Source organism: Mycobacterium sp. P4_H6, assembly GCF_056400845.1.
In genome coordinates, this window is the sequence record NZ_JBFUKN010000053.1 from 1 (window position 1) to 14,333 (window position 14,333).

The window sequence follows — 14,333 nt, forward strand, 5'->3', positions numbered from 1 at the left end:
GTTTTACGACGGGTACGCGAGTTTCGCCCGGTTCAGTGGCCGGCGACGATATCGGACTCGTCGACGACCACCGGGTCCTTCGCGCCGGGCAGCAGCGAGTAAGCCAGGCAGACCACGGCGAAGAACAGATAGCCAAGGGCCACTGCGGGACTGGCCGCCCAGGAGACCTCGGGTGCGTGGATCAGGCCGATGAAGCTCAGCGCGGCGCCGACGGTCGCCGCGATCGCGGCATAGCGGAACTTCTTGTCCAGGATGAAGGTCACCATGGTGCCGAGGATCAGGCCGACGAGCACCGCGCCCTCGCCGAGCGTCTTCAACCCCTCGTAGACCACGCCGGCACCGTTGAGCGCCTCCATGCCGACCTCGGACGCCGAGGTTCCCGCCGCGTTGAGCGCGTTGTCGACCTGGGTCTTGGCCCACTCGGCGAGGTTGGGCAGTATGGCGGCGACCACGGCGATGGCGTGCAGGCGGGGGACCGCCTGGAAGGCCTGCGCTCCGATGAGCAGGCCGATGTAGAGCAGGATCGGCACGATCGCGGGCACCGGCAGCAGCGCATCCAAGATGCCGAACAGCCCGACGAAACAGAAGATCCCGATCATCAGACCGCTGGCCAGGGAGTAGCTCGCCCGGCCGCCGGCGTCCTTCCAGCCGGGGTGGCCGATGTAGACCGCGGGCGGGAACGGCGATCCGAATGCCGATCCGACCACCGCGCCGGCACCGTCGGCCAGCAGCACGCTGCGCAGGTTGTAGTTGTCACCCGCGGCGGCCGCACTCTCGACGTTGCTCATCGCCTCGGTGAAGTTGTACACACCCAGGGGAATTGCGGTGCCCAGCAACGGCGCCAGGTTGGACAGCCCGGAGAACAATAGGTCCAGACGCAGATCGGGGATGCCGACGGCGATGTCGGAGAAGGCCTGACCGACATCGGGTGCCGACATGTAGCCACCGATCCAGCCGATCGCGGTGCCCACCAGTAGCGCCGCCAGTCCGACGGGGATGCCGAACGGCAGTTTCACGTCGGTGAAGAACCCGATCAGGATGATGGCCAGCACGGGCAGGCCGATCCAGGCCGCCTCCCACATCTGCGCGGCCGGTCGCATCGAGATGAAGGTGATCGAGATGCCGGCCAGGGTGCCGAGCATGGCCGCCCGCGGGGTCAGCTTGCGGATGTAGGGGCCGACGAACGCGCCGATCATCACGATCACACCGATCATGAACGCCCAGGCCAATCCGGCCGACCAGGCTTGGACCGCATCGTCGGTGTTCAGGTACACCGGCAGCATCACGACGAACACCACGATGAACATGTGCGGCACCGACGGCCCGTACGGCAGCGCGGTGACGTCGGACCGGTTCTCCCGCTTGGCAAGCCGCCGGGCCAGGAAGGTGTAGTACAAGTTGCCCAGGATCAGTGCGACGCCCAGGGCGGGCAGCACGGTGCCGAGCACGTCTCCGGCCGGCACGGCGATGACGCCGATCATCAGGCCGGTCAGGGTGAGGACGTTGACCAGGATGTTGAAGCCCAGACCGAAGAAGGCATTGGTGTCGCCACGGGTCCACCAGGCGACCGTCGGCGCGGGCTTCTCGGTGGGCGGGTCGACGGGGGGATCGGAGATCTCGGTGCTCATGACTGGGTCCTTTCAGGCGGCGGACAGCGCGAGGGTGTGTAGTGCGGGAATGACTGCCGAGCTGTCGGCGACCCAGCCGAAGATGCCCCCCTGGGCCTTGATCATTTCCAGCCCCACCCGCTGGAACTCCGGGAAATACGAACCCACGCAATCGGATACCACCAGGCATTCGTAACCGCGATCGTTGGCCTCGCGGGTGGTGGTGTGCACGCACACCTCGGTGGTGACACCGGTGACCAGCAGCTGGGTGATCCCGGCGCGTCCGAGCACGTCCTGTAGCTCGGTGGCGTAGAACGCGCCCTTGCCGGGTTTGTCGATCACCACCTCGCCGTCGACGGGGCTCAGTTCGTCGACGATGTCGTGGCCGTACTCGCCGCGGATCAGGATGCGGCCGTACTTCCCGGGATCGCCGATGCGTTTGGACGGGGCGCCGCGACTGAGTTTGGCCGGCGGGCAGTCCGACAGGTCGGGAACGTGTCCTTCCCGGGTGTGGATGACCAGGATCCCGGCCTCGCGGGCCGCGGCGACCAACGCGGCCAGCGGCGGCACCACCTTGAGCAGTTGGTCGACGTCGTTGCCGAGGCTTTCGCCGAATCCACCGGGCAACAGGAAGTCCCGCTGCATGTCGATGATGATGAGTGCGGTCCGGCCGCTGATGAGAGGGAACGGCGATGGCTCGGCGGGCACATCGACGGAAGTCATACTCATACCTGCTCCTTGTGGCGCGTCGTGGCTGGTGTTGCGGCGGGGGCGCGGGGTTCGTCGAGGATCTGTGCGGCCAAAGCCAGTGCGGTGTCATCGGATCCGGCGTTGGCCAGCAGCATGGCGCTGTGCGGCCGGCCGTCGGTGGTGGTGCCGGCCGGGACCGCGATGCCCAGCAGATCGAGCAGGTTCCCGAAATGGGTGTAGTGCCCGAGCATGGTGTTCGTGTCGATGGGACGTGCCAGCACCTCGTCGACGGTGAAGGTGGTGCCGATGGTCGGGACCACCAGCACGTCCATGGTCTGCCACACCCTGGCCACGTGCGCCTTGAGTTCCTGCAGACGTTGCAGCGCGGCGAACGCATCGACCGCGGTGTAGGCCAGTCCGCTGCGGAAGATGTCGCGCACCACCGGGTGAATGGAATCCGGTCGGGTGGACAGGAATTCGCCGAACTCGACCAGGCGCTCGGCCACCCAGGGCCCCTGATACAGCAGGGCGCCCGCGGCGAGGAACGGTTCCAGCGACACCTCGACGACCGTCACCTGACGGCTCAGCTGTTCGCGGAAGTTCAGGTGCGCCGCGCGCACCGAGTCATCGCCGAAGAACTCCAGGTCGTCCACCGGCGGCAGGCCGACCCGGATCGTCCGTCCGTCATATCGCGCACCGCGGTCCCGAGACCAGGCGTCGTCGTCATCGCGGCCGGCCATCACCTCGAAGACGCGGTCCACATCACCGATGCAGCCGGCCATCACGCTGAGGCAGTCCAGCGATTTGCACGCCGGTACCAGGCCGACGGTGCTGATCAGGCCGCGTGACGGCTTGAACCCGACCACCCCGTTGAGTGCGGCCGGCACCCGTCCGGACCCCGCGGTGTCGGTCGCGACCGCGAACGGAACCTGCCCGAGGGCGACCGCCAGAGCCGAACCCGAGCTGGAACCGCCGGATATCATCTCGTTGCCGAAGACGCTGCGCGGCACCGGGTACGGGGTCCGGGTTCCGTTGAGGCCGGTGGCGAACTGGTCCAGGTTCGTCTTGCCGACGTAGAGCGCGCCGGCATCGAGTAGCCGCTGCACGGCCGGTGCGGTCCGCTCGGCGAGGTAGGCGTAATCCGGGCAGGACAGTGTCGTCGGTATCCCGGCGACGTCGATGCTGTCCTTGACCCCGAACGGAACCCCGTACAGCGGCAGCGTGCGCGCCGCCGGGCGGCTCTCGATCTCGGCCGCGGCCGCCAGCAGCTCCTCGCGCGGCACCGTGGACAGCCAGGTCCCGTCGTCCCCGCGTGCGGCAATGGCATCGGCCACCCGAGCGGCCGTCTTCGTCGGCGAACCCGTCCCGCCCGCATGCGAGGCGAGGATCTCCGCTACCGACGGGCCGATGGACGGGCCGTGCGCTTCAAAACCCATAGTTGGAAATTGTCGACAAAATGATGGCGTTCGCGGAACGCCCGTGTGTCGATCGTGTTAGCGATTCGGCGGCAGGTTCAGATACTGCAGGTGACCGTGATCTTCCAGCGCGGTGATCACGGTGTCGGAGTTGTTGCTCTCCAGGGCGGTGAGGATGGCCAGATGCCGGTCGATCCCGTCACTGGACCGGTGGTGCCGGGCTTCCTCACGCAGGTTCATCGCCATCGGGAGCTGCAACTTGATCAGGATCGGTTCCAGGGCGATGTCGAGCTGACGCCGGCCCGCCAATCCGACGACCGCGGCGTGAAAGCGCCGGTGGGCGTCGTCGCGTTCCAGCTCGTCTGTGGCGCTGCGCATCTCATCGAGCACCCGGCGTACCGGTTGCAGTGCGGTCGGCGGATCGGCCAGCGGTAGCGCCGTCTCGATCGCATGCCGTTCCAGCACGTGCCGCAGCGCGAACAACTGCAGGATCTCGTCCGGGGACCAGTCGGCCACCCGTGAGCCGCGACGGGGGACCCTTTCGACGAGTCCCTGCTGGGTCAGCAGGCGCAGCGCCTCCCGCAGCGGGGCCCGGCCGATGCCGAAGTCGGCGCACAACTGTTCTTCGACGAGCTTGTCGCCGGGGCCGAGCGCGCCACTGAGGATGGCGGCACGCAGCCTGCTGCCGGCGACATCGACGAGCGTCGCGGGCGACTCGTGCTGCGATCCGTCAATCCTCGGTGCCGCCATGGCAGGTTCGGTGCCCCCTCATGCCGGCCTGTGCCGACTCAGTGGCCATCGTAGGAACTTTTGCGGTGCGCTGCCGGGTCGGCCGCGGCCGGTGACTCGACACCGCCGATAGAACGTGTTCTAGTTCTCGGATGCTGGACTTCACTCTCGAGGACCTCAGTGCCGAGGACGTCGAGCGCCTTCGCCACATCTACCGGCCCCTCACCGAATCGGTGCGCGAACTCATCGACGCCACCATCCGCACGGCGGCAGATGCCGAGACGGTGGCCGCCGCGAAGGCCCAGATCGATGCCGCGACGGCAGCCCTGCGCACCGATCAGCTCGACGGGCCGTTCGGGGTGCGATTCACCGCGCATGGAGACCGGATGCCGTGGGGTAACGCCGTCATCGGCCTGCGCAACCCGATCGCGCCGCCGCTGCACATTCAGCACAAGGACGACGGCGGGGTGTTCGCCGATTTCACGCTCGGCGCCGCCTACGAAGGTCCGCCGGGGCATGTGCACGGGGGAGTGGCCGCGCTGATCCTCGATCATGTGCTCGGTGAATCGGCGAGCCCCGCCACCAGCCCGCGATTGACCGGGACGATCAGCATGCGCTATCTGCGTCCGACGCCGCTGGGCGCACTGCACGTCGAGGCCGCGATCGTTCGTACCGAAGGTGTGAAAACCTATGCCGCCGGCATCATCTCGGATGCCGAGGGGCCTACCGTTCAGGCCGAGGGCGTCTTCATCCGGCCGAAGTGGGCCCGGGACTAGACAGCCCGATATCGCGTGTCGCGATCTCGGTGACCACCCCGGTGATGGTGGCGATCTCGCCCACCAGCAGCCGTTCCGCGGCGTGCGCGTCGGTCAGCGACGACGCGGCGTCGCGCACGCTCGCGCTGGCTGCCAGCAGTGCGTCGGTGTCCACACTCCACGGCGCGGCCGGAGTCGCCGGTTCACCGGACAGTGCTTTGACGTAATCGTCGACGGCGGCCACGAATTCGCGGTTCAGGTTGGGTGGCGGGTGCGCAGGCAGATGCGCCTCCAGGGCGGCACACGATGTGGTGACCGAGTTCAACGCGGCCCGGTAGGAGCGCATCCACCGCCGCAGCGATCCGGACTCCGTGCCGGTGGCGCCCGCGGTGGCCTCGAACGCGGCGCGCGCGCTGACCGCACGCCCCCACGCCGATTCCAGCTGTTCCTTCGGATGGTCGAGGTCGTGCACGAAGGCCTTGATGACGGTTGCCGCATAGTCGATTTCGGTCTTCAGGAGCTCGCCGGCGCGTTGCCGCAACCGGACCAGAGCGTTGTCCGGCACCAGCACGTGCACGGCGACGGCCAGTCCGCCACCGGTCACCACCGCCAGCAGCTGATCGCCGATCGCCCCGGCCCCGCCCGGGCCACCGGTGTCGATCAGGAAGACGAGCGCACCCGCGATGGCCGTGTTCACCCCGACGTAGCTGAATTCGGAGGTCAGATAACCGACCGCCAGGAAGGTCAACGCCAACAGCGCCGACACCAGTGCCGTGGGTTCGGTCAGGGACGCCAGCACCGCGGCCACGGCCACCCCGGCTGCGGTGCCGCCGATACGACCGACGCACCGGGTGTAGGTGTGCGCTGTCTCGGGGCGCAGCACCATCAGCACCGTCAAAGGCACCCACACGCCGTGCGGCATACCGCCGAAGCGCCACAGCGCCACCCCGACGGCCGTCGCGGCGGTCAGCCGCACCGTGTGACGCAGGATGGGCGAGTTTCCGGTGAGCTGGGAGCGCACCAAACCGGCGGTCGCGGTCAGCGCGTCGGGCACCACTGCGCGTCCCAGATCCGCGACCTGCTCGGGTTCGAACTGCCCGAACCGTAGTTCCACGGCCTCGCGGAGCTGGGTCGACAACCGCAGCGCGATTTCCCGTGCGTCACCCTGTACGCCGTCCGCCGCACCATCCAATTGGCCGGTCGCGTAGCCCAGTTCGCCTCGGGACCGCCGCCTGGCGTGGGCCACGATGACCAGCAACTCCGAGGCACTGTGCAGCACCCGCACGACGGCGTCGTCGTCATTGTGCGCGCCGAGCCCGGCCAACGACTCGGCGATGCGCTCGGGCAGGCTGTACCAGCCGCGGTAGATCGGTGGTCGACGTTTGGCCAGCGCCTCGCTCACGGTGAAGGCGTCCCGCAGCCGGATCATCGGTTCCGTGTCGATCCGGGTGTCGGAGTCGACGGCGATCCGGTCGGCATCGGCGGCCAGGGACAGGTAGGCGCGGGTGAGAGCGCTGCGCTGGGTGCGCCACCGGCGTTGCGGCCAGGCCGCGATCAGGACGGCCTGTGAGAGTCCACCGACCAGGGCGAGTGCCACGGTGGCCGACACCGATCCCACGGTGTGCGCGGTGGGGGCCGTCGTCAGGATGAGCGCCGCGCCGGCGGCGGCCACCAGCCCGGCGTTGGCGCTGATGGCCCAGTGCAGCCCGGCCGCGACGCACCACAGCGCCGTCACGACGACGAACGCGATGCTGTTGCCCTCGGTCACCGACCCCAGCAGGACGGCCAGGGCCATCTCCAGCGACACCACCACGACGGTGGGGAACCGGCTACGCGGACTGTCCTGCAGGGCGCTCGCCCCCGCGACGATGGCGGCAGCGCCGGCACTGACCGCGGCGGCGGCCGAACTCACCCAGGCCGCCACCAGCACGACCGCCAGCACCCCGGCAAGACTGCGCCCGACCGCGCCGGCGTCATACAACGTCAGTCGCATTTGACGGCCGATGGTCACCCCGCCATTGTTACCCGGCGGACGGGTGTGGCAGGTGCGATCGTCTTGTTAGGTTCAGCGGGTGGAAAAGGTCATGGTCACACTGCGCTCCGCGAATCCCGACGAACAGTGGTGCACCCGGTTGCGGACCCGGGTCGCCACCGAGTTGTCCGAGCTCGATCTCGCAGGCCTGACGGTGAACGTGCGCGACGCGGCGGTCAGCGCCTCGATGATGACGCTCACCACCCTGGATCCGCCGGTGGCGGCGGTGGTCAGCGTCTGGACCCAGCAGTATTACGGCGCGGCGCTGCGCAGAGCGCTGGAGCTGCTCGCGGCCGAATGCCAGGTATCGGCCGCCTATCTGGTGACGGAGTCGGTGCCGCTGCCGGGTCCGGAGGTGGCGCCGAGCGCCCGCACCCCGGGCCTGGCCAACGTGGCATTGCTGCGGCGGCCACCGGACCTGGACATCGCAACGTGGCTGCAGCGCTGGCACATCGACCACACGCCGGTGGCCATCGCGACCCAGGCGACCTTCGGCTACACCCAGAACACCGTCGTGCGGGCATTGACACCGGACGCGCCGCCGATCGACGCCATCGTCGAGGAACTGTTCCCCATCGAGGCCGTGTCGGATCTGCATGCGTTCTTCGGCGCCGCTGACGATGCGGATCTCGGCGACCGGATGGGCAAGATGGCGGCCAGCGTGGCGCGGTTCGGCGCGGACCGCGACATCGACACGGTGCCGACCAGTCGCTACGTGCTGTGGACCCCGACCCTTACGCTGCAACCGTGACACTGTTGATCGCCGATGAGAATCGGGTACGCACCCTGACGTTCAACCGCCCCGAGGCGCTCAACGCCTTCAGTGAGGCGCTCTACGACGCGACCACCGAGGCGCTGCTGGCGGCGGCCGAGGACCCCGAAGTCTCGGTGTTGCTGCTGACCGGCGCCGGGCGCGCCTTCAGCGCCGGCAACGACCTGGTGGAGATGCAGAAGCTGGTCACCGACCCGAACTATCAGCCCGGTAAGCACGGGTTCCGCGGCATGCTGGAAGCGCTGGCGGCCTTCCCCAAGCCGCTCATCTGCGCGGTCAACGGTGTCGGACTGGGCATCGGCACCACCATCCTCGGTTATGCCGACCTGGCCTTCATGTCCAGCACTGCCCGACTGAAGTGCCCGTTCACCAGCCTGGGCGTGCCGCCGGAGGCCGCGTCCTCATATCTGTTGCCGCGGTTGATCGGCCGGCAGAACGCGGCCTGGCTGCTGCTGTCCTCGGAGTGGGTGGACGCCACCGAGGCGCTGCGCATGGGACTGGTGTGGAAGGTCTGTGAGCCCGACGAGTTGCTGGCTGAGGCCCGGCGGCACGCCGAGGTGCTGTCCTCGCGGCCGCTCAACAGCCTGCTCGCGGTCAAGCAGACGATGATGGAGCCGGTCCGTCCGGGTATCGCCGCGGCGAGCGAACGGGAGAACGCCCTGTTCGCCGAGCTGTTGGGGCAGGCGGCCAATGTGGATGCGCTGGCCTCGTTCGTGGACGGTCGCGGCTAGGCCGTCAGCGCCCTGCGTGCACCGGGCAGTCGACGGCGGTGCGGGAGGCCGCCAGGATGGCCCGCACCGTGCGACGGCACCGGCCGCAGTCCGAACCGGCGCCGCAGGCGTCTGCGACCTGCCGGGAGGTGGTGGCACCCGCGGCGACCGCGTCGTGGACGGCCTGGGTGGTGGCTCCGGTGCACAGACAGACGAACATGCGCTCAGGCCGCCGTGTCCGTGGACAACATTGGAACGGGCTGCGGTGCGCCATTGTTTTCGCGCCCGGGCAGCGGTGCGTATCCGGAGAAAAGGCGGGCATTCATATTCGCCGTCGAATGGCGATCATTCATCTCGAATGTCAATGCGGAAATGGCGTTGCGCGGCGATAGCGCGACGGCGGGAACGGACGACTGGGAATTGAATTCCGCCACCGTTCCTCCCATTGCATCCGCGTTGATCCGGGCTGCCGACGTCGACCGTCAGCGGGTTAGGTCAGTGTAACCTAACTAAGGGTAGCCAGTCCATAACAAGGCCTCTGACTAGGGTTAGCCTCACCTACGGCGCGCCGAACCCGTCTGAAAAATGTCTCCGAACCGCCGTCGCCGCTCTCGCCGCCACCTGTCCACTGGACTAGATTCAGAGGCGCACGGCTATAACAAACTTGACCAGCCCTCAGGTGCCTAGGAGCGACATGCAAGGCGATCCAGACGTTCTCAAACTGCTCAATGAGCAGCTGACGAGTGAACTCACGGCGATCAACCAGTATTTCCTGCATTCGAAGATGCAGGACAATTGGGGATTCACCGAATTGGCCCGCCACACCCGGGAAGAATCATTCGAGGAAATGCGTCACGCGGAAACGATCACCGATCGGATTCTGCTCCTCGACGGCCTGCCGAACTATCAGCGGCTGTTCTCGCTCCGTGTCGGCCAGACCCTGCGCGAGCAGTTCGAATCGGACCTCGCGATCGAGTACGAGGTGGTGGCCAGGCTGCGTCCCGGCGTCGTCATGTGCCGTGAGAAACAGGACGCCACCTCGGCCGGCATCCTGGAGACGATTCTCGCCGACGAGGAAAGCCACATCGACTACCTGGAAACCCAGCTGCAGTTGATGGACACCCTGGGTGAGGAGCTGTACTCCGCGCAGTGCGTGTCGCGGCCGCCCAGCGTGGGTACCGGGTAACCGCGCGGTCGGCGGACCCGGCCCCCGCGTATATTAGGTAGCAAAGCTAATATTCTGCTGGGTCGGGGAGGACCGAGGATATTTGTGACGGCCGCTGACACCGGCACGGTGAGTGCGCTGATCAGTCCGCAGCGGCGCAACATCATCTTCGTCGCGGTGCTGCTCGGCATGCTGCTTGCCGCGCTCGACCAGACCATCGTCGCCACCGCGCTGCCGACGGTGGTATCCGATCTCGGGGGTGCGGGCCACCAATCCTGGGTGGTCACCAGTTACCTGTTGGCCTCGACGATCGCCACTGCCGTCGTGGGCAAGCTGGGCGATCTGTTCAGCCGCAAGTCGGTGTTCCAGGTGGCGGTGGTCTTCTTCCTGTTCGGCTCGGTGCTGTGCGGGCTGGCCGGATCGATGTCGATGCTGGTCGGCGCCCGAGCGCTGCAGGGCATCGGGGGCGGCGCTCTGATGGTCACCGCGACGGCCGTGATCGGCGAGGTGATCCCGCTGCGCGATCGCGGCCGCTATCAGGGAGCACTGGGGGCGGTCTTCGGCGTCACCACCGTGATCGGACCACTGCTCGGCGGCTTCTTCACCGATCACCTGTCGTGGCGCTGGGCGTTCTGGATCAACGTTCCCGTTGCCGTGGTGGTGTTCGTGGTCGCCACGGTTGCCATCCCGGCGCTGGCCCGCAAGTCCCGGCCGGTGCTCGACTACGCGGGCATCGCGCTGGTCGGTCTGGGCGCGTCCGGCCTGACCCTGGCCACCAGTTGGGGCGGCGGCGAGTACGCCTGGACCTCCCCGATGATCATCGGGCTGTTCGTGGGATCGCTCATCGCGCTGGCGGCGTTCGTGCGGGTGGAACTGCATGCGACGGAACCGATTCTGCCGATCCGGCTGTTCGCCGGACAGGTGTTCTCGGTGTGCTGCGTGCTGGCGTTCATCGTCGGCTTCGCGATGCTGGGCGCCATGACGTTCCTGCCGACGTTCATGCAGTTCGTCGACGGGGTATCGGCGACGGTGTCCGGTCTGCGCACCTTGCCGATGGTGGCCGGCATGCTGATCACCTCGATCGGCAGCGGTTCGATCGTCGGGCGCACCGGTCGTTACAAGATTTTCCCCGTCGCCGGTACTGCCATCATGGTCGTCGGCTTCCTGCTGTTGTCGACGATGGACGCGCAGACGGCGTTCTGGATGCAGTCGCTGTACCTGTTCGTGCTGGGCTCCGGTATCGGCTTGTGCATGCAGGTGCTGGTCCTGGTGGTGCAGAACACCGCGAACTTCTCCGATCTGGGGGTGGCGACCTCGGGTGTCACGTTCTTCCGGACCATCGGAAGTTCCTTCGGGGCGGCGATTTTCGGGTCGCTGTTCGCCAACTTCCTGTCCGGGCGGATCGCGGATGCGCTGGCCATCAGCGGGGCACCGCCGATCGCCGCCGAGTCCCCGCAGGCGTTGCGCGAGTTGCCGCCCGAAATGGCCGCGCCGATCATCGAGGCGTACGCGGATTCGCTGGGGCTGGTGTTCCTGTGTGCGGCCCCGGTGGCCCTGGTCGGATTCGTGGTCTCGTTGTTCCTCAAGGAGATCCCGCTGCGCGAAATGGATGCGGTCTCGGCCTCCGATCTCGGCGAAGGCTTCGGGATGCCCGCACCCGAAACCTCCGATGAGATCCTGGAGATCGCGGTGGCCAGGGTTTTCCGGGACTCGCCCGATATCCGGTTGCGCAGGCTGACCGAGTATCCGGGCTGTGAACTCGACGTGGCCAGGTTGTGGGCGGTGGTCCAGATCTACCGGCACAGCCAGGTGTACGGTTCGGCGACACTGAGCCAGATTGCCGAACTGCGACGGCTGCCACCGGAGGTGTTGGAGCCGGCCTTCGACCGGTTGGTGGAGACCGGCTACGCACTGCGCACCGGGGATCAGCTGTGGCTGACGCAGGCCGGCGCGCACCAGGTGGGCGTGGCGATCGACGCCTTGGTCAGCAAGTTGGTAGACCGGCTTGCCGGGGTGACGGGCATCGACGAGACCGCGCCGGATCGCCAGGGGCGGCCGGATCGGCTGCAGGTCGAGGCCGCGCTGGAACGCATCGCGCACCGGATGGTGCTGCAGCCGCAATGGGTCGAAGACCGTGCCGAGCTGACCGCTGCGGCCGGTCCAAAAAACTAGAACACGTTCCAATTCGAGGTCATCGGGCGTATCTTCGTTTCCATGAGCCGTATCGGAGATTTCGCTGACGACGACGCCGCCGCGTGGATCACCAAGTCACCCGACATCGGTGTCGCGATGGCCGGATTCACCCACGCCGTCTACAACAAGAACCGGCTGCCCATGCGGGTGCGGGAACTGGCCAGGATGGTGATCGCGCTGGACAACGAGTGCGTGGTCTGCCAGAACACGCGTGACTCGGCGGGGATCGAGGCCGGCGTCGACGAAGACCTCTACGACCATGCCGCCGTGTGGCGCACCTGGCCGGGCTACAGCGAGCAGGAGCGCGTTGCCGCGGAGTTCGCCGAGCGTTTCGCCGGCGATCACACCGGGCTGCGTGATGACGAGGAATTCTGGGAGCGGTGTCGCGCCCAGTTCAGCGATGAGCTGCTGACCGACCTTGCCCTCTCCTGCGCCATGTGGCTGGGCATGGGCCGGATGCTGCGCACCCTCGACATCGGCCAGTCCTGCAAGATCACGCTTTGACCGTTGCTTCGGCGGTCGGCGCCGCGCTGACCTTCGTGTGGCTCGGCATGGTGCTGGCCATCTCGTTCCTCGAGGCCCCGCTGAAGTTCCGGGCACCCGGCGTGACGCTGCAGATCGGGCTCGGTATCGGCCGGGTGGTCTTCCGTGCGCTCAACGCTGTCGAGGTGGTGTTGGCCACCGCTGTCGCCGTCGCGCTGGTGTCGGCGGCTCCGCCCCGCACGGCGCTGATCGCGGGTGTCATCGCCGCTCTCGCGCTGATTGCCCAGTTGACCGTCGTACGACCACTTTTGAGCAGACGCTCCGATGCGGTACTGGCCGCCGGGCCGGAGGCCGCCCGGCTACCCCGGTCCCGGGCACACCATGTCTATGTAGTCCTGGAGCTGATCAAAGTTGCGTCACTGATCGTCGCCGGGACCGTGCTGCTCGCCGGCTGACTCCGATCGCCACCGCCGGCGTCAGTACCACCAGAAGCAGTGCCAGCCAAGGCCATCCACCGTGGTCGTGCACCCAGCCGGCCAGCGCTCCCTGTAGGCGCCCGGCCGCGCCGACCACCGGGTCGGCGGGGTCGCCTGTGCCGTGGAAGAGCCGGATCTCGTAGACGCCGTAGTACGCCACGTACGCACCCACTACGATGAGCAGGGCGCCGCTGATCCTGTTGACGTACGGCAGTATTCGGCGGATCCGGTCGAGCAACGCGGAACTGGCCAGTGCGGTGGAGACCGCCAGCGCCCCGACGATCACCGCGAAGCCGCCCGCATACGCCAGGTAGACCAGCACGCTGTCGCGCCATGACGCCGAGCGGGCTGCGCCGGCGGTCACCGCCAGGAACGGCCCGACCGTGCAGGACAGTGACGCCAGCGCGAACCCGACCCCGTATCCGAGCATGGATCCGACGCGCGCGGTCGGTGCCCACCGCGACCCCGGTTGCACCGGCAGCTTGAGCGATCTCCCGAGCAGCAGCCACCCGCCGAGAACGACGAGTGCGACGCCGATCAGCACGGTGGCGAACGGCACGTATTGCTGGACCGTGGACGCAACGGACACAGTGAGCGCCCCGAACGCGGCGAACACCACCAGCACGCCGAGCGTCATGGCGGCCGTCGCGGTCACGGCGCGCCCGACCGCCCGTCCGGTGCCCACATCGGGCTGAATGACCAGACTGAGATAGCCGGGCAGCATGGCGAACCCGCACGGGTTGACCGCCGCGATCAACCCGGCCCCGAACGCCAGACCGAGCAGATCACCTTCCATCTAGGCGGTGAGTGCGCTGACCCGGGCCGCCAGATCCTGCTCCGACATCGCCGAGGTCGGGTTGTTCACGAAACTCGATGTGCCGTCGGCCGTGACGAAAAGATAGGCCGGCTGCCAGGGCACATTGAACTTCGTCCACAGGGACCCGTCGGCGTCGTTGAGGTTGGTGAAGCCGAGGTTGTAGCGCGTGACGAATTCCTGCATGGCGCCGACATCGGAGCGCGCCGCCACCCCGACGAACGTCACGTCCGGGTTGGCCGCCGCCACCTTGCTGACGGTGGGCGCCTCCTGGTTGCAGAACGGGCACCACGGCGTCCAGAACCACAGCACCGCAGGCTTGCCCTGCAAGCTCGTGCCGTCGAAGGGGGCACCCGACAGGGTGGTACCGGTGAACTGGAGCCGGTCGTCGGCCACCGCCGTTGGGGCGCCGGCGATACCGAATATCAGCCCGGAGGCGAACAGTGTGACGGCGAGCGAACGCAGCCGCCGAGCGAACGGAAATGTCACGGG

General features: G+C 67.7%; 16 protein-coding genes. 7 read left to right on the top strand and 9 right to left on the bottom strand.

The features are described 5' to 3' along the window. Positions 1–32: 32 nt before the first annotated feature. From AC1DTF_RS20625 to AC1DTF_RS20640, 4 genes are read right to left on the bottom strand one after another with little or no spacing between them, the layout of a single operon-like run. On the bottom strand, positions 33–1,628 hold the full coding sequence (locus AC1DTF_RS20625) for a SulP family inorganic anion transporter (protein WP_477475407.1): 1,596 nt from the start codon (positions 1,626–1,628) through the stop codon (positions 33–35). A gap of 12 nt (positions 1,629–1,640) precedes the next feature. Continuing rightward, positions 1,641–2,330, bottom strand: coding sequence for a cysteine hydrolase family protein (locus tag AC1DTF_RS20630; protein ID WP_477475434.1), 690 nt, complete (start codon positions 2,328–2,330; stop codon positions 1,641–1,643). A gap of 2 nt (positions 2,331–2,332) precedes the next feature. Continuing rightward, positions 2,333–3,733 (bottom strand): allophanate hydrolase, encoded by a 1,401-nt coding sequence (locus AC1DTF_RS20635; protein WP_477475408.1) that lies wholly within the window; start codon positions 3,731–3,733, stop codon positions 2,333–2,335. A gap of 57 nt (positions 3,734–3,790) precedes the next feature. Next, entirely contained in the window at positions 3,791–4,462 is a 672-nt protein-coding gene (locus AC1DTF_RS20640; protein ID WP_477475409.1) for a GntR family transcriptional regulator, read from the bottom strand. A gap of 131 nt (positions 4,463–4,593) precedes the next feature. Between AC1DTF_RS20640 and AC1DTF_RS20645 the strand changes: the two genes are divergently transcribed. Next, positions 4,594–5,217 (top strand): PaaI family thioesterase, encoded by a 624-nt coding sequence (locus AC1DTF_RS20645; RefSeq protein ID WP_057165497.1) that lies wholly within the window; start codon positions 4,594–4,596, stop codon positions 5,215–5,217. Here the strand turns inward: AC1DTF_RS20645 and AC1DTF_RS20650 are convergent. Further along, complete coding sequence (locus tag AC1DTF_RS20650; protein ID WP_477475410.1) at positions 5,189–7,189, bottom strand: FUSC family protein; 2,001 nt, start codon at positions 7,187–7,189, stop codon at positions 5,189–5,191. The genes AC1DTF_RS20645 and AC1DTF_RS20650 overlap by 29 nt on opposite strands. A gap of 79 nt (positions 7,190–7,268) precedes the next feature. Here AC1DTF_RS20650 and AC1DTF_RS20655 point away from each other — a divergent pair, with 79 nt between their 5' ends. Continuing rightward, the gene (locus tag AC1DTF_RS20655; protein ID WP_477475411.1) at positions 7,269–7,979 is read left to right on the top strand and encodes an EthD domain-containing protein; all 711 of its coding nucleotides are present in this window, start codon (positions 7,269–7,271) and stop codon (positions 7,977–7,979) included. Then, a complete protein-coding gene (locus tag AC1DTF_RS20660; RefSeq protein WP_477475412.1) occupies positions 7,976–8,731 on the top strand; it encodes an enoyl-CoA hydratase/isomerase family protein in 756 nt (251 codons plus the stop codon). The genes AC1DTF_RS20655 and AC1DTF_RS20660 overlap by 4 nt, the downstream gene beginning before the upstream one ends. A 4-nt stretch (positions 8,732–8,735) precedes the next feature. Here AC1DTF_RS20660 and AC1DTF_RS20665 read toward each other — a convergent pair whose 3' ends face one another. Beyond that, entirely contained in the window at positions 8,736–8,930 is a 195-nt protein-coding gene (locus AC1DTF_RS20665) for a (2Fe-2S)-binding protein (RefSeq protein ID WP_057165493.1), read from the bottom strand. A 4-nt stretch (positions 8,931–8,934) separates the two neighbouring features. Next, on the bottom strand, positions 8,935–9,144 hold the full coding sequence (locus AC1DTF_RS20670) for a hypothetical protein (protein WP_156409009.1): 210 nt from the start codon (positions 9,142–9,144) through the stop codon (positions 8,935–8,937). A 260-nt stretch (positions 9,145–9,404) separates the two neighbouring features. Here AC1DTF_RS20670 and bfr point away from each other — a divergent pair, with 260 nt between their 5' ends. From bfr to AC1DTF_RS20690, 4 genes are read left to right on the top strand one after another with little or no spacing between them, the layout of a single operon-like run. Beyond that, positions 9,405–9,896 carry a bacterioferritin gene (gene bfr, locus AC1DTF_RS20675; RefSeq protein WP_057165492.1) on the top strand — a complete coding sequence of 164 codons (492 nt, stop codon included), beginning with the start codon at positions 9,405–9,407 and terminating at the stop codon, positions 9,894–9,896. A gap of 54 nt (positions 9,897–9,950) precedes the next feature. Continuing rightward, entirely contained in the window at positions 9,951–12,047 is a 2,097-nt protein-coding gene (locus AC1DTF_RS20680; protein WP_442928665.1) for an MDR family MFS transporter, read from the top strand. Between the two features lie 42 nt (positions 12,048–12,089). After that, entirely contained in the window at positions 12,090–12,572 is a 483-nt protein-coding gene (locus AC1DTF_RS20685) for a carboxymuconolactone decarboxylase family protein (protein ID WP_477475413.1), read from the top strand. A 47-nt stretch (positions 12,573–12,619) separates the two neighbouring features. After that, complete coding sequence (locus tag AC1DTF_RS20690) at positions 12,620–13,006, top strand: hypothetical protein (RefSeq protein ID WP_477475435.1); 387 nt, start codon at positions 12,620–12,622, stop codon at positions 13,004–13,006. Here AC1DTF_RS20690 and AC1DTF_RS20695 read toward each other — a convergent pair. Continuing rightward, positions 12,957–13,823 carry a cytochrome c biogenesis CcdA family protein gene (locus AC1DTF_RS20695; protein ID WP_477475414.1) on the bottom strand — a complete coding sequence of 289 codons (867 nt, stop codon included), beginning with the start codon at positions 13,821–13,823 and terminating at the stop codon, positions 12,957–12,959. The two genes, AC1DTF_RS20690 and AC1DTF_RS20695, sit on opposite strands and share 50 nt — an antisense overlap. Further along, positions 13,824–14,306, bottom strand: coding sequence for a protein disulfide oxidoreductase (locus tag AC1DTF_RS20700; RefSeq protein ID WP_477475436.1), 483 nt, complete (start codon positions 14,304–14,306; stop codon positions 13,824–13,826). Positions 14,307–14,333: the final 27 nt, after the last annotated feature.